20 protein-coding genes and 1 tRNA gene are annotated in these 18,740 nt (G+C 42.6%); 13 read left to right on the top strand and 8 right to left on the bottom strand.

Features of this window, described 5'->3' with window-relative positions; all coding sequences use genetic code 11:
• The first annotated feature begins 42 nt into the window (after positions 1-42).
• The 6 genes from EXT47_RS15445 (at position 43) to EXT47_RS15420 (ending at position 4,906) form a co-directional block, all read left to right on the top strand.
• Positions 43-1,116, top strand: coding sequence for a phosphotransferase enzyme family protein (locus tag EXT47_RS15445; protein ID WP_039493054.1), 1,074 nt, complete (start codon positions 43-45; stop codon positions 1,114-1,116).
• A gap of 141 nt (positions 1,117-1,257) precedes the next feature.
• Entirely contained in the window at positions 1,258-2,634 is a 1,377-nt protein-coding gene (locus EXT47_RS15440; RefSeq protein WP_039493056.1) for a Gfo/Idh/MocA family protein, read from the top strand.
• A gap of 80 nt (positions 2,635-2,714) precedes the next feature.
• Complete coding sequence (locus EXT47_RS15435; RefSeq protein ID WP_039493059.1) at positions 2,715-3,215, top strand: nuclear transport factor 2 family protein; 501 nt, start codon at positions 2,715-2,717, stop codon at positions 3,213-3,215.
• Between the two features lie 29 nt (positions 3,216-3,244).
• Positions 3,245-3,511 carry a YkoF family thiamine/hydroxymethylpyrimidine-binding protein gene (locus EXT47_RS15430; RefSeq protein ID WP_010607228.1) on the top strand — a complete coding sequence of 89 codons (267 nt, stop codon included), beginning with the start codon at positions 3,245-3,247 and terminating at the stop codon, positions 3,509-3,511.
• Positions 3,511-4,131, top strand: coding sequence for a nicotinamide riboside transporter PnuC (gene pnuC, locus EXT47_RS15425; protein ID WP_039493061.1), 621 nt, complete (start codon positions 3,511-3,513; stop codon positions 4,129-4,131). Before EXT47_RS15430 ends, pnuC begins: the two co-directional genes overlap by 1 nt.
• Positions 4,094-4,906 carry a phosphotransferase gene (locus EXT47_RS15420; RefSeq protein ID WP_223193780.1) on the top strand — a complete coding sequence of 271 codons (813 nt, stop codon included), beginning with the start codon at positions 4,094-4,096 and terminating at the stop codon, positions 4,904-4,906. The genes pnuC and EXT47_RS15420 overlap by 38 nt, the downstream gene beginning before the upstream one ends.
• A 66-nt stretch (positions 4,907-4,972) precedes the next feature.
• Here the strand turns inward: EXT47_RS15420 and EXT47_RS15415 are convergent, their stop codons facing one another.
• Positions 4,973-5,155, bottom strand: coding sequence for a helix-turn-helix domain-containing protein (locus EXT47_RS15415; protein WP_010607231.1), 183 nt, complete (start codon positions 5,153-5,155; stop codon positions 4,973-4,975).
• A 197-nt stretch (positions 5,156-5,352) separates the two neighbouring features.
• Between EXT47_RS15415 and EXT47_RS15410 the strand changes: the two genes are divergently transcribed.
• Positions 5,353-5,427 (top strand) — tRNA-Arg (locus tag EXT47_RS15410).
• A gap of 14 nt (positions 5,428-5,441) precedes the next feature.
• Here the strand turns inward: EXT47_RS15410 and EXT47_RS15405 are convergent.
• Positions 5,442-6,407, bottom strand: a complete 966-nt coding sequence (locus EXT47_RS15405; RefSeq protein ID WP_010607232.1) for a zinc transporter ZntB — start codon at positions 6,405-6,407, stop codon at positions 5,442-5,444.
• A gap of 277 nt (positions 6,408-6,684) precedes the next feature.
• On the opposite strand from EXT47_RS15405, the gene EXT47_RS15400 reads away from it, so the two are divergent.
• From EXT47_RS15400 to EXT47_RS15390, 3 genes are read left to right on the top strand one after another with little or no spacing between them, the layout of a single operon-like run.
• The gene (locus tag EXT47_RS15400) at positions 6,685-7,119 is read left to right on the top strand and encodes an ATP-dependent zinc protease (protein ID WP_010378990.1); all 435 of its coding nucleotides are present in this window, start codon (positions 6,685-6,687) and stop codon (positions 7,117-7,119) included.
• Positions 7,116-8,021, top strand: coding sequence for a 30S ribosomal protein S6--L-glutamate ligase (rimK, locus tag EXT47_RS15395; RefSeq protein WP_010378991.1), 906 nt, complete (start codon positions 7,116-7,118; stop codon positions 8,019-8,021). Before EXT47_RS15400 ends, rimK begins: the two co-directional genes overlap by 4 nt.
• Positions 8,008-9,036: a succinylglutamate desuccinylase/aspartoacylase family protein gene (locus tag EXT47_RS15390; RefSeq protein WP_010378992.1), complete on the top strand. Its 1,029-nt coding sequence runs from the start codon at positions 8,008-8,010 to the stop codon at positions 9,034-9,036. The genes rimK and EXT47_RS15390 overlap by 14 nt, the downstream gene beginning before the upstream one ends.
• Here EXT47_RS15390 and EXT47_RS15385 read toward each other — a convergent pair.
• From EXT47_RS15385 to recQ, 4 genes are all read right to left on the bottom strand, one after another.
• Positions 9,026-9,589, bottom strand: coding sequence for a mechanosensitive ion channel domain-containing protein (locus tag EXT47_RS15385; protein WP_017218501.1), 564 nt, complete (start codon positions 9,587-9,589; stop codon positions 9,026-9,028). The two genes, EXT47_RS15390 and EXT47_RS15385, sit on opposite strands and share 11 nt — an antisense overlap.
• A gap of 58 nt (positions 9,590-9,647) precedes the next feature.
• A complete protein-coding gene (locus EXT47_RS15380; RefSeq protein ID WP_130127004.1) occupies positions 9,648-11,315 on the bottom strand; it encodes a POTRA domain-containing protein in 1,668 nt (555 codons plus the stop codon).
• 151 nt (positions 11,316-11,466) lie between these two features.
• The gene (locus EXT47_RS15375; RefSeq protein WP_130127003.1) at positions 11,467-11,754 is read right to left on the bottom strand and encodes a DUF3630 family protein; all 288 of its coding nucleotides are present in this window, start codon (positions 11,752-11,754) and stop codon (positions 11,467-11,469) included.
• Positions 11,754-13,568, bottom strand: a complete 1,815-nt coding sequence (gene recQ, locus EXT47_RS15370) for a DNA helicase RecQ (RefSeq protein ID WP_130127002.1) — start codon at positions 13,566-13,568, stop codon at positions 11,754-11,756. The genes EXT47_RS15375 and recQ overlap by 1 nt, the downstream gene beginning before the upstream one ends.
• A 193-nt stretch (positions 13,569-13,761) precedes the next feature.
• On the opposite strand from recQ, the gene rarD reads away from it, so the two are divergent.
• Positions 13,762-14,652 (top strand): EamA family transporter RarD, encoded by an 891-nt coding sequence (rarD, locus tag EXT47_RS15365; protein WP_039493074.1) that lies wholly within the window; start codon positions 13,762-13,764, stop codon positions 14,650-14,652.
• Here the strand turns inward: rarD and EXT47_RS15360 are convergent.
• On the bottom strand, positions 14,641-15,876 hold the full coding sequence (locus EXT47_RS15360) for a response regulator (protein ID WP_188249515.1): 1,236 nt from the start codon (positions 15,874-15,876) through the stop codon (positions 14,641-14,643). The two genes, rarD and EXT47_RS15360, sit on opposite strands and share 12 nt — an antisense overlap.
• A 230-nt stretch (positions 15,877-16,106) precedes the next feature.
• Entirely contained in the window at positions 16,107-16,478 is a 372-nt protein-coding gene (gene maoP, locus EXT47_RS15355; protein WP_010607241.1) for a DUF413 domain-containing protein, read from the bottom strand.
• Positions 16,479-16,565: 87 nt separating this feature from the next.
• Here maoP and EXT47_RS15350 point away from each other — a divergent pair, with 87 nt between their 5' ends.
• Positions 16,566-17,411, top strand: coding sequence for a LysR family transcriptional regulator (locus EXT47_RS15350; RefSeq protein WP_010607242.1), 846 nt, complete (start codon positions 16,566-16,568; stop codon positions 17,409-17,411).
• A gap of 148 nt (positions 17,412-17,559) precedes the next feature.
• On the top strand, positions 17,560-18,489 hold the full coding sequence (locus EXT47_RS15345) for a porin (protein WP_039493077.1): 930 nt from the start codon (positions 17,560-17,562) through the stop codon (positions 18,487-18,489).
• Positions 18,490-18,740: the final 251 nt, after the last annotated feature.

Below are 18,740 nucleotides of genomic sequence, written 5' to 3'. Positions count from 1 at the left end.
CTCCACACAATTACATCCGACTTAACTCCTTTTGAGGTGAATATGGAGTATCAAGCCGTTGCGCAACAACTTGCTGGTGAGTACGGTCTCATTAGTGAAGAAGCTAAAATGAAGCCGATCGGTAGTGGTCATATCAACACGACTATGCTGTTGCAGGACAATCACAAAACCATGGTAGTACAAAAGCTAAATACCGCGGTGTTTCCAAACCCTTTGCATCTTGTTGAAAATGCGCGAGCGATTGAACAGCACTTAACAGCAAAAGCCTTAAATGGAGAATATAGTCTCGCTATCATAAAGCATCTAGCGACGAGTTCAGGCCAATATTTAGTCGATATTAATGACGAAGTTTGGCGTGCGCTTGCATTTATTGGCCGCAGTTATAGCGAAGACGTAGTGGCAAACGAACAACAAGCATTAACGGCTGCAAACGCCTTTGGGCAGTTTGCACATGCGCTAAATGATTTTGATGCGGCGCAGTTACATCATGTCATTCCAAACTTTCATAACTTGGCGATGCGTATTGATGCATTTAACCAAGTGCTAGCGAAAGACGAGCATGGTCGCGCGGAAAAGTGCAGTGATGTTATCGCTGCTTTTCAGCAGCAATTTGCACTTGCAGAAGAATTGCAGCAGGCACAAAAACAAGTACCACTTAGAGCTTGCCACAACGATACCAAAATCAACAACATGCTGTTTTCAACACAGAGTGATGCAGCACGAGCCGTTATCGACTTAGATACTTGTATGCCGGGTAACTGGTTGTTTGATTTTGGCGATATGGTGCGCACCTTCTGTTCACCAGAAGCTGAAGACTCTACGAACTTGAGTAATGTGCAGGTAAGAGAAAATATCTTTGCTGCGTTGGCACAAGGGTATATTGAACCGTTACAAGACAGTGTGACTGAAGCAGAAAAAGACAGTTTTATTCTTGGCGCCAAAGTGATGCCATTCATGATAGGTCTGAGATTTTTAACAGATCACTTAGATGGAGATAATTATTTTGCAACCCACAGAGCCAATCATAATCTTGACCGTGCGAAGAACCAGTTTGCGTTGTATTCCAGTGTGCTAGAAAAAGAGGATTGTCTGAATAATATTATCAGAGCAATTTAACGATTTAGTATATTTTAAGAAAAAGCGCTTCAAGCGCTTTTTTTGCGGCTTTATCGCAATGTTTTGAACCTAAGATTGGGATAGGTTAGCTTGATAGCGAGCAGTATTAGTGCTGTTAAGAAGTATCGTTTAGGAGTAAGAATGAAAAATATAAACCGCCGCGACTTTTTAAAAGCCGCAGGAGCGGCAGCGGCTGCGAGTGTAGTAGCTGGGTGCGCAAGCTCGAATCAAAATAATAGCATTGTACCTAAGCAACAAGGCCGCTCTGTCATTGGGCTCGTAGCACCAAAAATGGACGTGGTTCGGGTAGGTTTTATTGGGGTTGGCCAACGTGGCTATGGTCATGTAAAGCGCATGAGTCACATCGATGGTGCACGTATTGTCGCGATTTGTGATACCCATGATGAAGTGCTTGAAAAATCGGCAGACTATCTTGTGCGCGAGCGAGGTTTGCCGAAACCTGCGCTGTATCGTGGTGGTGACTTAGCTTATCAAGAAATGCTAAATCGGGACGATATTGACATCGTTATCATTTCAACGCCTTGGAAATGGCACGCGCCGATGGCAATTGATACCATGAATAGTGGTAAGCACGCTTTTGTTGAAGTGCCTTTAGCGTTGACCGTTGAAGAAATGTGGCAGATAGTCGACACCGCAGAGCGCACGCAAAAGAACTGTATGATGATGGAAAATGTCAATTACGGTCGCGATGAGTTGATGGTACTGAATATGGTTCGCCAAGGTGTATTCGGTGAGTTATTGCATGGTGAAGCTGCATATATTCATGAGCTACGTTGGCAAATGAAGGAAATTGAGCACAAGACCGGCTCATGGCGTACACACTGGCATACTAAGCGAGATGGTAACCTATATCCAACTCATGGTTTAGGTCCAGTGTCTCAGTACATGAATATTAACCGAGGTGATCGTTTTGATTACTTAACTTCTATGAGTTCTCCCGCCCTAGGTCGTGCAGCCTATGCAAAACGCGAATTTCCGGCAGATCATGAGCGCAATCAACTACATTATATTGCGGGTGATATGAATACCACGATGATTAAGACCATCAAAGGACGCAGTATCATGGTACAACATGATACGACCACGCCTAGGCCTTATTCTCGTCACAATCTTATTCAAGGAACTAATGGGGTCTTTGCTGGTTTCCCTAATCGTATCGCGTTAGAGCAAGGCGGTGCTAAGAGTTTCCATGAATGGGATTACGAAATGGATCCATGGTACAAACAATACGACCATCCGCTTTGGACGAAAATGGGTGAAGAAGCACAGCGCAATGGTGGTCATGGTGGTATGGACTTTTTAATGTTCTGGCGCATGATCTATTGCCTGCGCAATGGTGAAGCGCTAGATCAAGACGTATACGACGGTGCAGCTTGGTCGGTAATTTCTCCGTTATCGGCTCAGTCAGTGGCTAATCGCAGTGAATCATTGAGTATTCCAGACTTTACCCGTGGAGCGTGGAAAACCGCTAAACCATTGGGTATAGTGACAGTATAAAAATACACATTTTATCATCGTCGAATTAAGCGCTACAGGCGCTTTTTTTATACTCGATTAATACGGCTTTTGGAGTGGCTATGATGCGCTATAGGTTCTTGTTATTCTTTATATTAATACTGAGTGGTTGTAATAACTCGGTTAATATCAGTAAGAAAGATACATTCATCAGCCATGCCGATGCTTACTTTAATACCTATGCTCAGAGGCAGAACTTTACTCAGTTTATCGAGTTCTATGCCGAAGATGCCGTGCTGGAAGATATGGTTTTTGGCCATAAGGCACAAGGTAAAGATCAGATTACGGCTTTTTTAAATTGGTCTGCTGGGAATTTTGCTGTGCTGGATGAACAACCCGTCTTAGTGGTAGAAGATAAGATAGTCGATAGCACGACTAGAACTGTGGTTGCTAGAGGCGTTTTTAATCGCTTTAATTATGCGTCACGCGAGTTAGGGCCTTGGCGATTTCTGATAGTGCTAAAGTTTGACGAAAAAGGTAAAATTATCTATCAGCAAGATTGGATTAACTATACCCCAAAATCGGATTTTACCGGTGGGGAAAATCTAAACCAGCAATATTAATAATCGGCTGCCATTTGTAAGGAGCGCCCATGCAAGTTTCTGTTGAAATAAGCAAATACCCACTGCACCAAGACTATATCCCTTTTATTAAAGGTTTTATTGATAGGCTGAATGAGCATGAAGGGATCAAGGTGATCACAAATACGATGTCAACTCAGGTCTTTGGTGAATTTGATTTAGTGACCTCAGTATTGAATCAAGAAATGAAACACTCATTTGAAGCTTACGGAAAATGTATTTTTGTTTGTAAGTTTATCTCAGGCGATTTATCTCCAGCTGATAGTGCCTACGATTAATGGACTGGTTTACTGAAACCTTTGCAGGGTTCACAGCGATGTCGAGTTGGGAGTATATCGCTGTGGTGCTGGCTGTAGCTTATTTACTGCTGGCAATTCGAGAGAATATTTGGTGTTGGCCAGTGGCCTTTATTAACACCTTCATCTATACCGTGCTGTACTGGAACGGAGCACTAGTGATGGAATCACTACTGCACTTTTACTATATGGTCATGGCCGTTGTTGGCTGGTGGATGTGGCGTCAGGGTGACAAAAACAAGCCCAGTGATATTGTTTCTTGGTCGTTATCAAAACATCTTTCAATCATTGTTATCACTTCAGTGGTTTCCGTTGTGCTCGGGTATTTCACCAAGCATTATATGGCAGCAGATCTCGCCTATTTAGATAGCTTTACCACGTGCTTTGCGGTGGTGACGACCTATTTAGTGGCTAAGAAAATTCTTGAAAACTGGTTATATTGGGTCGTGATTGATGCAGCCTCCATCTACCTTTATTACCTTAAAGGTTTCTATCCTACGCTGGTACTATTTATTTTCTACACCTTGATGGCGTGTTGGGGCTACAAGCGTTGGTACGAAGAATATGAAGCTAAGCAAGGAAAGACGCTTGCAGCACTCTGAGCTTGAAAAATTAAAAGTAAAGGTGGATACCGTATTCAAGGTTTCAGCTGAGCGATTAGAAAAGCTAACTAAAGGTGTGAGTAACAATAATTACCTGATGGTGAGTAAGGGCGAAAGCTACCTATTAAAATGCTATAGCCATGGTATTCCTACTGAGGCACTAAAAGCACAGAATGAGTTAGCACAGCAAGGCATTACTTCTAAAGTACTGCAGTACGACCTACGCACTCGTATGGCACTATTCACCTTTATGCCAGAAGTGTGTGCTGAGCCAAAGTTAAATATTGCGTTGTTAGCACAAGTTATTCAGGTGCATAGCTTAGAGCTTGAAGTATACGAGGTGCTGGACCTAGTCGGTTATGTTCAGGCTATTGATGAGAAATTGCGTCACTTAGTTGATATCGAATGGCTTATCGAAAGCTTAGCTTCTTTACCCGTGGATCAGGCGTTTTGCCATAATGACTTAGTCATGAGCAATATTATTCAAAGCCCAGAGGGGATTCGGTTAATCGACTTTGAGTATGCTTGTCATAGTGACATCTTTTTTGATTTAGCAGCGCTGGTGTGTAGTTTTAGCTGTGGTGTTGAAGCAGCACTTACGGTAGTTGAGTCTTACTTTTCTCTAAAGCGGCAAGCCATGCCTTCATACGCTCAAGCTAAACTGACGGTATTTTGCCAAATTTATTTGATTGTTAGCATCCAATGGTACGAGCAGCGCGGCGTAATGATAGAAGCCGAAAAGCTTAGGCAGTTACTGAAGCAGTGGATACTGTAGCTACAAGCTGAGCCAGTAGTATGTGATATTCCTTGATCACATTACTGGCCATCACTATTGGGTAGTTTAAATCCCACCCAGTCGCTGTGCTAGCTCTTTGTATTTTTCAACATCGGCTTTGTCAAAGATAGGTTCGCCATTGGCATCAGTGTCTTTGGCGACTAGCAAGTTTTCTCGTGCGAGGCGTCTTACGCGCTCAACCTTTACGTCAAGAAACTCTGCAACTTGCTCTGTTGTCATCGGTGTCATATTTGGGATCCTCAATGATGTATCGCGATATTTCTGAACGGGCAGCAATATCAGTCTATTTTATTATTTTCAAAGCATAGTTGAATAACTGGTTTTTTGCCCAAAGTACAGCTTTTTTTAAAAAATAGGTTACTAATTAGTCATATAGCAAACATTGTCTGGCAATTGCCTGCACTTAGCATTATTATATTGCCGACGCTCTCGTGGTGAAATGGATATCACGTAGCCCTCCGGAGGCTGAGTTCTAGGTTCGATCCCTAGCGAGAGCGCCAATGCTTAATCCTACTTACAACCAGCCTTTGCGTTTAAAGTACACCCCAATACCACCAGTTAGTACCACCAACATAATAACAAAAAAGGCAAATGCGCCACCCCATTCAGTGCCAGGAATACCGCCAATATTCACCCCTAACAAGCCTGTTAAAAATCCAAGTGGTAAGAATAACGCTGCAACGACGGACATCACGTACATTCTTTGGTTTAACTGTTCATTTTGATGGTTGGTGATCGCATTTTGGATCACTTGTGCACGCTCAATCGCTGCCTCTAATTCTTCGATATATCGACTTAAGGCATTGCTCGCCTCTTCAATCATGTGTCGATGATCTTCATCTAGCCAAGCAATCTTTGCCAATAGCAGTTCGCTAATAGCAAGCTTTTGTGGCTTAAGATAGCGTTTTAAACCAATGGTTTGCCTTCTTAATGTTGAAAGTTGCTGATAGTTTGGCAGCTGCTCACTGCTTTCCATCGCATCTTCAAATTCATCAAGCTGTTCTTCTATTTGCCAGATGATGTCTTGCATTCGCACAGAAAGTCGCATCACCAATGTAGACAGTAACTCACCGATACTTTTTGCGCCTTGACCCTTTTTAAGCGATGCCAGCATATCTTGGGCAGACATAATATGGCGCTTACGACAGGTGATAAGTAGTTTATCGTTTGCAAAACAGCGAATAGAAACCATGTCTTCAGGGCTTTGCTTGGGGTTAAGGTTCACGCCACGCAAGAACACTAGCAAACCTTCATCGCCATTAGCCGTTCTCGGACGGGTTTCATCTGCGGTTAGCGCTTCTCTTTCCCAGTCATCCAAAAACGTTTGCTGCTTCAGCCATTCGGTCGTTTCGTCGAAGCTGTAGTCAAAATGGAGCCAAAGTGGCTCCTTGTGAATTACGGATTTTACTTCACTCAGATCGCAAAGTAGCCTACCGCCACCTTGACCGTCGAGCACAAACGCATGGAGTAATCCAGTCATAGCTAATTCCTATTAAAAAGTTTGTCCCAAGACTGACATAGATAATTTAATTTTCAAATTCATTTAAAAATCTTGGCGATGAAATAAATTGTTTGAATACTCTATTTTACTTTAGCTCAGTATAGGGCTTTACCTTGAAAAATGTGTAAGTGGTGTTACTGTAAGTTAAGGTGCTTGGCTTAACAGAGCGTTTTTATCTTTAGGATAAATTTATTTTGTTTTTCAAGTGACTTGAATCAGCGTATAAGTCCGAACTCATTTTGTACGAGAGCATAATATGATCACAGTTGGTTGGAGAGAGTGGCTTTCCTTACCCGATTTAGGTATCGAAAAAATCAAAGCGAAAGTAGATACTGGAGCAAGAACATCATGTCTGCATGCTTTTAAGGTTGAGCCTTTCAAAACAGAACAAGATGAACTTTGGGTAAGGTTTTGGATCCATCCCAAACAAGACAATACCGACTATGAAGTCTGTAGTGAAGCAAAAGTAGTAGATGAGCGCGTTGTTACCGATTCAGGCGGTCATAAAGAACTACGTTATGTAATAGAAACAAATTTAACTATCGGCAATCAGGCTTGGCCAATTGAAATCACGCTAAGCAATAGAGAAACCATGAAATTTAGAATGTTACTGGGCCGTACGGCGATGCGAGGCCGCATCCTTGTTGATCCAGAACAGTCATACTTAAGTAATAAAACGGATAAATCATGAAAATTGGCATTCTTTCAAGGAATCAATCTTTGTATTCAACACGTCGTTTAATTGAAGCGGCAGAGCAGCGTGGGCATGAAGTTGAGGTTATTGACGCGCTACGTTGTTATATGAATATCAATAGTAGCGAGCCTGAAATTCACTTTAAGGGACAGCAGTTGAGCGGCTTTGATGCGATTGTTCCGCGAATTGGTGCCTCTGTGACGTTTTATGGTTGTGCGGTACTCAGACAGTTTGAAATGATGGGGGTTTACCCATTGAATGAGTCTGTTGCAATCACTCGCTCAAGAGATAAGTTGCGTTCATTACAGTTACTGTCAAGAAAAGGCGTAGGCATGCCAATCACAGGCTTTGCCAGTAAGCCTGATGACGTTAAAGACTTACTGGAAATGGTTGGCGGCACACCGGTTGTGATCAAGCTACTAGAAGGCACACAAGGTATTGGTGTGGTGTTAGCTGAGACACGAAAAGCGGCGGAAAGCGTTATCGAAGCATTTATGGGCTTAAAAGCCAACATCATGGTGCAAGAGTATATTAAAGAAGCTGGTGGTGCGGACATTCGCTGTTTCGTTATCGGCGACCGTGTCATTGCCGCGATGAAGCGTCAAGCGCAAGAGGGCGAATTCCGTTCAAATCTGCATCGTGGTGGTTCTGCGACATTGGTAAAAATCACTCCGGAAGAGCGCCGCACTGCAATTGCTGCAGCAAAAGCCATGGGCCTAAATGTTGCCGGTGTAGATTTATTGCGTTCAGAGCGTGGTCCTTTGGTGATGGAAGTGAACTCATCTCCGGGCCTTGAGGGCATTGAAAAGGCAACAGGTAAAGACATAGCTAGCTTGATAATCTCCTTTATCGAGAAAAATGCAGCGGCGAAAAGGACTGCTACACGTGGCAAAGGTTAAAATCAACCAACCCTTTACGTTATTAGATACACGAGTGGGTGTTGCTGAAAGGCAGACTGTCCAGTTGGAAGTGGCCAAGCTCTACACTCACACACCAATGACCATTCCGATTGAAGTCGTTAATGGCGCAGAGGCCGGGCCGGTACTTTTGGTCTGTGCCGCAATTCATGGTGATGAATTGAATGGCGTAGAGGTTGTGCGTCAGCTATTAAGTAAAGTCGATGCGGCGACGCTACGTGGCACCTTGATAGCGGTGCCTATCGTAAATATCTTTGGTTTTATTCATAAGTCTCGCTATTTACCTGATAGACGAGACCTAAACCGCTGTTTTCCAGGTTCTGAGCAAGGCTCGCTAGGGGCTCGAATGGCATCTATGTTTTTCGATTTGGTGGTAAAGAAATGCACCCATATTATCGATTTACATACCGGCGCGATTCATCGCTCTAATTTACCGCAGATCCGTGGTGACTTGTCCTGCGAAATGACCAAAGAAATGGCGATGGCGTTTGGTACGCCGGTTGCGATAGATGCGCGACTGCGTAACGGCTCGTTGCGAAGTGAAGCGGCGGGATTGGACATTCCTGTTATCACCTATGAGGCGGGAGAAGCGTTGCGGTTTGACTCATTGGCCATTGCTGCTGGATTGCAGGGGGTTGAAAATGTCATGCGTAAACTCAGAATGCTGCGTGGACGTCGCAGGAAACAACGTCATGACGCAGTTATCGCGGCTGCAACAAGTTGGGTGCGTGCAGACGTTGATGGTATTGTTCGAGCACAAGTTAACTTGGGGGAACGCGTATCAAAAGGTCAAATCTTGGCTTATATAGACAGTCCATTAGGTCAAAGCGAAGAAGCGATTATCGCGCCTCGTAGTGGGATAGTAATTGGCCAACAAATGCTACCTTTGGTGAATGAAGGAGACGCAGTTTTTCATTTGGCTTACTTTGCACATGCAAATAGCATTGTTGAACAACAGCTAGAAACTTTTATTGACGATATAGGCCCTATTTCTTAGGGCCTAATGTTCTTCTTGGCGTTGGAACCTGTTTAGGTTTAGCTGGTTCCTGACTAAGCACCATAACGGGTCGAGTAACAAACAAGTTGTTAGGATATACGACCTTATGGCCGTCAACATGGCGCAGTACTACACTCATCAATCCCATCTCTACAATGCAGCCTTCAACAAAGTTTGCACCGTCGACAATTCTTACCCAATTCCCAACGCGATAATCGTTTTGAATAAACATAAGTAAAAACGAAGTCAGATTGGAAAGTAATGACCAAGCGGCAAACATGGCAACACCAAGCATCGCAAATAACGATGAACCAAGCACCAGTAAACCACGAAGTTCTATGCCCCAGAATACGAGCATAAAACAGACGAATACAAAGGCAACGAGTACACGAACGAGTAAGTCGGCACGTTGTTTACGATGAGAGTCTATTTTTCCGCGTGTTACTTTTTCTAAGAGTTTGCAACACGCTTTCATCAATAGTGGGAAGGATAATAGTGCCACTAAAGTTACAATTAGCTTGTATTGACTGAGTGCGAAATCTAACAAATGCAAAATCGTATCCTAAGAAATTTTTTCTGCTTTATATCATGTTTATTGGTGCGCGACACCGTTAAAAGCGATTTTTTACGGTTAATAGCCACTGTACGCTATCGACGTTATCCGGGCCATTAATTGGCGCGGCTAAATCAATATGAACCATGATATCTGAATTGGCTCGGCTAGGTGCTAAACGTAAACCAATGCCGACATTTTTTAGGACTGATTCATCTGCTTCAATCGGCAGATGAGAGTGGTATGCGCGACCTACGTCAAAAAAGGCCGCACCGCCAATTTTGAATAGGCGCAGTAAGTCATATTCCCAGTAATATCGCTTTTCGATATTGAGTAGCATACTGCGGCTACCTTGTTGATATTTTATTGGGTATCCGCGAAGCCCGGTTTCCCCCCCTAACGTAATTTGATTATCAAAGGTTAGGTTATTTCCATAGGTATAGCTTGCATTGATAAACCAAGACTCATACAAGCTGGTATTTAAATAGTATTGAAAGGTCGTTTTCGCTATTAGGTTTTCGGTTTTATCTGTGTCTTTGTTCCAGTTGCCACTAACATCAAAATAAAAACGCCATAAGCTGTGATCTGAGGTGTAGTGCGCTGTATTGGCAGAAAATGAATAGACAAGACGCTCAGTATCGTCACTCCAAGATTCGGCTGAATAGCCAAATAGAGCATTAATATTCCAACCTAAATTAAGATCCTCTGTACGATAAATCGAGTCGAAATTGCGTACCTTTACATAGGAATCTTCAAACCACTGAGCTTGAACATAAGGGTAGGTGAGCGTTCTATCTTGTGCAATGGGTAAAGTGGTATCAGCTATCTCACGAAAGGTATGTTGCTCATGTCTAACGCCTGCGATGAGACGGCGAGTCCAACTGCCCGATAGCGCTTTTGAGTGTCCGAAGTAGACTTGCGTGACATCCGTGGATTGACTGAACTCTGAGATTGTTTCACCTTCAGAATATATGGGTTCTTCGCGTTTGTCGGAATAACTCGTAAAACCATAACTATATGGGGTATCGGTTGCAAAAAATGGATAGCTCACATCGATATAGTGGCGTTCACCATCGTCATTATCTGAATATTCTACGCGACCACGATATCTTGAGTTTAAAATATTAGGGTCATCATAGACAAACTGATAACCAGAGCGGTCGACCTCTTGTATGTGGGTAAAAGAAAGGCGCTTTCCCCAGCCAAATAAATTACTTTCTCTAAACCCAATTCGAGAAGTATTTTCCCCGCCACTACGACTAAAGCTTAAATCGGGCAATAGTGTCCAAAGATCCCGCGTTACAACCGTAACTAAAATATCACCATCACAGTTTTCCACTGCATAGATACGAGCATCATATAGGTATGATTGATTGCGAAGGAGTCGCTCGGATTCACTGAGTTTTCTTGGGTTGTAAGCATCCCCTTCCTGAAATAGGAGCACGCTTTTTAATACTTCGGGCTTGGTTTGAATATGATAACGGTTGGCAAATCGGAATAGGGCATTGTCTTCTTCAGGTTTATCGGTATCGAAAACATTAAGTTGTTTTAGAGTGATAGCGACGACCTTTTTACCTTCTGCAGGCTCAGGATAGGCTTGTTTGCTGTCTAGCTGGCGTGAAAGATTTTGGTCGCTTTGTGCTTCAACTCGGTTATTACCACAGCTATTAGCAAAATCAACAGCAGGCACTTTTTCAGCTTGCGCAGCTGCATTTAGGCTACACATTAGCACAATACTATTACACGAAATCCTCTTTACATTCATCACAGAGCCTTTAAGTCTAATATTCCTTTAGTATGGATTATATTGTTGCAGCTTGCTTTAGTTCTGCAACAAAAGTAATAATATTTATAGACTTAAAGAGCTTTATGTGGACTTAACGAGAAAGTTGTTGGCGTAGGAAAGGTAGGAGTTCAAAGGCATCAACGCCATCAGGAGCTATCCACACACTCTCACTGTAATGTTCAAAATTTAAATTAAAATTACAGCTTTTATATGAAAAACGCCACTGATGTCTATCCGCTCCAGCAGAGAATTCAATTAATTGAATCTCATCTTGATGTAAGAATATTTGCCCCCAAAGTTCAAATTCATCGTCTTGAGGTGTAATTTCACAGCTGACGATAATCACCTCGTGTGAATTATCCAAAGTGAGTGTAGTCATTATTCTCTTTCCAAATAATTGCGAATGAGCTGCATGAAAGGGGCACCGTACTTGCTGAGCTTAGTAAAACCGACACCAGACACTTGCAAAAACTCACTATCAGTTGTTGGCGTTCTTTGTGCCATTTCAGCCAATGTTCGGTCGTTAAATACAACATACGGCGGTACATCATCTTCATCTGCGAGCTGCTTTCTGAGTGCACGAAGCTTAGCAAATAGCTTCTTATCGTAATTAAACTGAGCCAGTTTATCTTGATAGACATGCTTAGCTACAAGTCTTGGTTCTGCGAGTTGCAGCACATATTCGCCGCGAAGTACGGCGCGGGCGGCTTCTGTTAATCTAAGCGTTGCGCCTTGAGTAATATCTTGACTCAATAAACCATGATGGATCAATTGACGTAAGATACTCAGCCAAAATTCATTGCTGTGCTCTTTCCCGATCCCATAGGTTGAGAGGGTATGGTGGTTTTGTTCTCTGATCCTTGCGGTATTTGCCCCACGCAAAATATCCACAATGTAACCAATGCCAAAGCGTTGCTCTGCGCGGTATACGCACGATAACGCTTGTTGGGCAACTAATGTGCCATCAAATTGTTTCGGTGGATTAAGGCAAATATCACAGTTACCGCATGCTTCACGTTGATATTCGCTGAAGTAATTGAGCAAAATTTGACGACGACAGGTTTGCGCTTCAGCAAAACTCGACATCGCCTGAAAGCGCTGTTCTTCGACCTTACGACGTTGCTCGTCTGGAATATCTTCAAAAAAGCGTCTAACGCGGGGAATATCTGCAGGATCAAAGTACATAATGGCTTCAGCAGCTAAGCTATCTCGCCCTGCACGGCCGGTTTCTTGATAATACGCTTCTACACTTTTAGGAATATCATAGTGAACCACAAATCGCACGTTGGGTTTATTGATCCCCATCCCAAAAGCAACGGTTGCAACTACGATTTGAATGTCATCTCGGGCGAAGCGGTTTTGTACAAACTGGCGCTGATCATTATCTAGACCTGCGTGATAACCAGCTGCATTAAACCCGGCATCAATCAGCTTTTCGGCAATATCATCAACACGTTTACGGCTACCACAATAGATTATGCCACTTTGCCCCTTTTGCTCTTTTAAATAGCGGATCAATTGAGGCAGGGGTTTGAACTTTTCTTCGATGGTGTAACGAATATTGGGTCTGTCAAAGCTACCGGTATAGATAAATGGTGCTTGCATACCTAATTGCTGGACAATATCTTTTCGTGTTGCTAAATCAGCCGTTGCGGTTAATGCCATCATCGGAACAGACGGAAAATGTTGACGTAATTCTTTTAAACGAAAATAGTGCGGTCTAAAGTCATGTCCCCAATGGGATACACAATGGGCTTCATCAATGGCAAACAAACTGATGTTACAGTTGGATATGCGTTCAATAAAGTCTCGTTGTAAGGCCTTTTCTGGTGCAACGTACAACAGCTTTAAACGACCTTGGAAAAGCGCGTCATAGGTATCTCTTTGCTGCTCCCAAGCGACGCTGTTGTTGATATATTCTGCGGCTATGCCTTGTGCTTTTAACTGCGCGACCTGATCTTGCATTAATGAGATAAGTGGCGATATAACAATTGTCACGCCTGACAATAATACTGCAGGGACTTGGTAACAGAGTGATTTACCGCCGCCGGTAGGCAGTAGTACAAGCGTATCCTGACCAGCTAAGCTAGACTGAATAATATCAAGCTGACCATCTCTAAACGTACTGTAGCCAAACACATCTTTCAGTACTGAATGAGGGTCGTTAATTGGGGTGCTTACGAGGGTATCCATCGGCGTCATTTTAGAGCTTTTTTTGAACCTTGTCTTTGCTTTTTATCTAATCTTAAGAGACTTGAATAAGTTTTGAGCACTTGTAGGCTTTAAACTTTGTGATTGTGAATTCATCGAACTTTCATCGCCGTGATTAGTAAAAATGAGTATAATGATTGACCTCTTAGTTGATCCCTCCAAAGGTTAAACGCCCGTGATTGAAGAACAAAAGAAAGGCCATTTACTCGCTGTACTCGCCTTTTTTATGTGGGGACTTGCACCCATCTATTTTAAGCAACTCGTCCATGTCGACGCGATTGAGATACTCATTCATCGCGTTGTATGGTCTGTATTTTTTATTGCACTAATTGTGCTGGCAAAGCAGCAATGGCCCAAAATTAAGGCCATACTGGCTAATCCAAAGTTGCTGGCGATGTTGACACTCACTGCGTTGCTGTTGGGTTTTAACTGGGGTTTATTTATTTGGTCAGTGAATAACGGCTTTATGTTAGACGCGAGTTTGGGTTATTACATCAACCCATTACTTAACGTGCTATTGGGAATGCTGTTCTTATCGGAAAGGTTGAGAACGGCGCAAAAGTTTGCTGTGCTATTAGCGATAGTGGGTGTGGTATTACAGTTAATTAGTTTTGGCTCATTCCCTGTCATTGCGTTTTCTCTGGCGGGATCGTTTGCGATATATGGATTGTTACGTAAGACTTTAGCGGTTGAATCGCTTCCGGGATTGCTGGTGGAAGCCCTTATTCTCACCCCAATTGCACTGGCTTATTGGTGGTGGGTTGAGCCGAGTGCCACAAGCAACCTTTGGAATAATGATTGGTATACCAACACGCTATTGATAAGTGCGGGTGTGGTGACAACTTTGCCTTTGTTATGCTTTACCGCAGCAGCAAAACGGATACCCTACACGACACTTGGCTTTTTTCAATATATCGGGCCGAGCTTAATGTTCATATTGGCGGTACTCTTTTATGGGGAAGCCTTTGATGCAGAACGAGCAATAACGTTTGCCTTTATTTGGGGCGCGCTGGTGATGTTTAGCTTTGATTCTTATCGAGATAAAAGAAAGCGCTTAGTGAACTAAGCGGTTTCTTCCCGAAGCTTTCGCCTGATATAAACGCTCATCGGCTTGTTTTATCAGGCTTTCTATGTCCGTAGTCACCTGAGCGGCAAGTCCCATTGAAACAGTAAACGAGATCCGCTGTTCAGTCAGTTCGTTACTACTTTGCTCTAAATATTCTCTGAAGCACTCCAGTCTTTCTTTGCAATGATCAGCCACCGTATCTTTAAAATATATCGCAAACTCTTCGCCGCCTAATCGAGCGACTAAATCATTGGGAAAGAATTGAGCAAACGCTTGGCCAATTGACTCAAGCACTGCATCGCCGCCTTCATGGCCATATTTGTCATTTACTTGCTTAAAATGATCTATATCTATCATAGCGATCAGCCCGTAGAGCTCCTTTTTATGTCTTGCTTTTAGGCTTTTCTTTACGGTATCGAAAAAGTAGCGTCGATTTGGCAAGCTGGTTAGATAGTCTGTATTTGCTTGTCGGCGTATCGTTTGAATATGTTCTAGCATATCGACGTTCTGGCTAAGACGGCAGTAAAACTCTTCAGCGTTAAAGGGTTTTCTGAGATAGTCATTAGCACCATTTTTCAAAAATCGTGTAGATAAATTTTCGGTTTCAACTCCAGATATACCAATTATCGCTTTATCATCATCAGTGTAGAGTCGCCTAATTTCGATACATAACTCTTCGCCTCGCATATTTGGCATTTCATTGTCGGTAATGATCACTGAAATATCCGGATTGTCTTTTAATACCGCGAGTGCCTCTATGCCATCACAGGCTTCTAGTACCTGATATTTATGGCGAGTTAGGAGTGCTGAGACATAGTGTCTCGACGAAATAGAGTCGTCCACAACCAGTACTCTGACATTTTCATTTCTTGGCAGGCGTTCTAATTGGCGACGTAAATAATGATAGGCTTGTTTATTTTCCTTGGTGATATAGTCGATGATGGGGTATTGCTCAACGATTGAGCGAGTCTGACTTTCAAGGTTACCAGTCATCACTATGGTAGGTATATCAGCTTTAACCGTGCAAGGAATAGCTTCTCCAAGCGGCGCATCAGGTAACACAAAATCTACCACGGCACAAAAATAGTCGTGCTGTGATAATAATGCTTTGGCTTCAGCCAAAGACTCTGCAATATCTACATGATATCCCACAGTGGTTGCAATATGCTTTTGCACCTTCGCAATGGTGGGGGTGTCTTCAATGATTAAGATTTTCCGTAACACAACCTTCGCCAATCATTTCCTGTTTTACTAATTCTTAACCTAACTGCGCTTAATTGCAATGCTTGTGCTAATAAACAGATAACGACTAAGAACAAAATACGAGAAAGATAGGGGGGGGATGAGGTAATCGAGATTGAAATGGGATTGATAATAGAAGTGCTTAGACACCAACGACAGAAATAAGGTTACTCTGTTGGCGTCTAAGCTTGATAGGATTTAGACGATTTCGCTTATAGCTCGTCGTCAATATCTACCGGGATCACCACGCTACCATCGTTTTGAACTTTAGAGCGTCCAAATAGCGTGTGAAACTTTGTCTTACACGTAGTATGCTTCAAATATTTGGTCCAGGCTTTTTCTACAGCGTTAGTTGGAGGAATTAACCCTTCCATTACCTGAACAAACTGGGATTGGAAACTGTTTTGAGGTTCTTCTGCTTTGCTGTATAAGCTTCTTAATGTGGCACCACAGCGTTCAAGAATTTCGGCTTCTTGTAGCGTGAAGTGACCACTGCGTCCGAATCCTCTAGGGAAGTTGGCGTCATCATAAAAGGCTCTGGGGCTTGCAAATGCATTTTTCAAAGTCGCTAAATTATGATCCATAACTGAGTCCTCTAAGATTATCTGGCTGGAGTATGGACCAAGTTTTATAATTTTTTAAACGAGTAATTTTTATCGTCAGGAAGAAAAATGGACATAGATCTATTAAAAACTTTTGTCGAAGTTGTCAAAACCCGTCACTTCGGTCGAGCGGCAGAAAATTTATACATCACTCAGTCAGCTGTAAGTTTTAGGATCCGCCAGCTTGAGCAAAGTTTAGGGGTGAATCTTTTTATTCGCCAGCGTAACAATATTCAGTTAACTGCGCCAGGTGAAAGGTTGTTACCACACGCCAAAATGATCTTAACTGGGATGCAGCGCGCCAAAGTTGATGTTGCACTCGCAAACAATATGCACAAGCAATTGTCACTGAGTGGCACGGCTAATATTTGGGACGCATTTTTACAATTCGGGATTAACCATATTGTATCCGCTATGCCCGGAGTATCGCTTGTTGCTGAAGTGAAAGCACAGCAAGAAAGCACGCGACTATTATTAGAGCGAACACTGGATCTCGCTGTTCTGTTCGATCCGCCAAAAGTGGATGAACTGGTTGTTAAGCCGATCAGCGATCTTGCTATTATTCCTGTAAGCACTTTTGATAACGCAACAAAGGAAGATTTTTTTGACAACCAGTATGTTTATGTTGATTGGGGAACTGCTTTTTCTCTATGGCATGCAAAACAGTTCACTGGCGCAACCCCTCCTTATTTTAGAACCAGCACCGGCAGAATAGCACTCGATCTTATTCTTCAGTGTGGTGGCTCTGCATTTGTGCCAGAAGCGTTAGCGTTAGAGTCCATTGAGGCTGGAAGGTTGACTCAAGTTGATGAAGTAGAAAGTAACTCAAGAGAGATATTTGTGGCATATCACAAAGACAACGACCAACTAGAGCAAATAGAAACCATCGTAAATTTACTGGGGGCGGTGAAGTAATTCTTATAATGAATCTTTTGTGACGCATTTCTTAAAGTTGGGTGTCATTTTATTTTCAGAAATATTTTATGTGTAATATTTTTGTCATTTACCAGTGTCAAACTGCGCGTGTTTTGAAAATACGTGTTGCGATATTGAGGAAATACACATGAAACTAACTAAGACTGCTTTAGCGCTATCATTACTAAGTGCATTCACTTTTCAAGCAAACGCTGAAGTAGATGTTTATGGTAAAGCGAATGTATCGGTACAATCTTCTGACGATGGTGCAGGTTCAGTTACTGAAATTAAAAGTAACGCCTCTCGCTTTGGTTTCAAAGGTTCTGAGAAATTAGACTCTGGTTTAGAAGTTATTTATAAGCTTGAGTTCCAAGTAGATGTCTCTGACGCTGATTCAAAAGGTGATAAAGACAATATTACTGCACGTAATCAGTACGTGGGTTTAAAAGGTAACTTCGGTGAAGTGGTTATCGGCCGTAATGACACAGCATTAAAACAGTCTCAAGGTAAGTTAGACCAGTTCAACGACCTTGAGGGTGACATTAAGGTACTCTTTAAAGGCGAAAACCGCTTAGGTGATTCAATTTCCTACAAGTCGCCAAGCTTTAATGGCTTTAGAGTACTAGGAAGCTTTATTGCTGAAGACAGCGAAGAAGGTGAAAACGGTTTCTCTACTGCGCTAACATACGGCGATGCTGGATTGAAAGAGTCAGCTATCTATGCAGCGATTGCGGCAGATAGCGAAGTAAATGGCTATGATACGGTTCGTTTCACTGTTCAAGGTAAGGTAGCTGACTTCAAACTTGGTGCAATGTACCAGACACAAGAAAAGGTGGATGGAAGTGCAGAGGCCGATGGGTACTTGCTAAATGCAGCGTACAAATTGGGCAATGCGACATTGAAAGCGCAGTATCAAGTTATTGACTTCGATGCCGGTGACAAAGTAGATGGTGTTTCTGTCGGTGTTGATTACAAGCTTGCTAAAAACGCGAAGGTTTATGGTTTCTACTCAACATTTGATGCAGACAACCAAGTAGAAAAGGATTATCTAGGCTTAGGTATCGAGTATAAGTTTTAATTTATAGACTTTATCCGAGCCTAAATATAGTAAAACACCCGCCTAATGCGGGTGTTTTTGTTTGTTCTATATTCGGATTGTTTTCTTTTTGCTCGAACAAACGTTTTTTCGCAATTTTCTTTAAAAAAAGGGTTGCACTAAAATCGGATCGCCCTATAATGCGACCCCACTGACACGGGGCACTACGCTGAAAAGCAAAGCAGCAACGAGTTAGCGTCAAGTAAAACTTAGTTTTGAAAACTTAAGAGAAA

This window comes from Pseudoalteromonas sp. CO342X (assembly GCF_004208915.1).
Classification (GTDB): Bacteria; Pseudomonadota; Gammaproteobacteria; order Enterobacterales; family Alteromonadaceae; genus Pseudoalteromonas; species Pseudoalteromonas maricaloris.
This window is presented reverse-complemented; position numbering and strand designations above follow the sequence as displayed.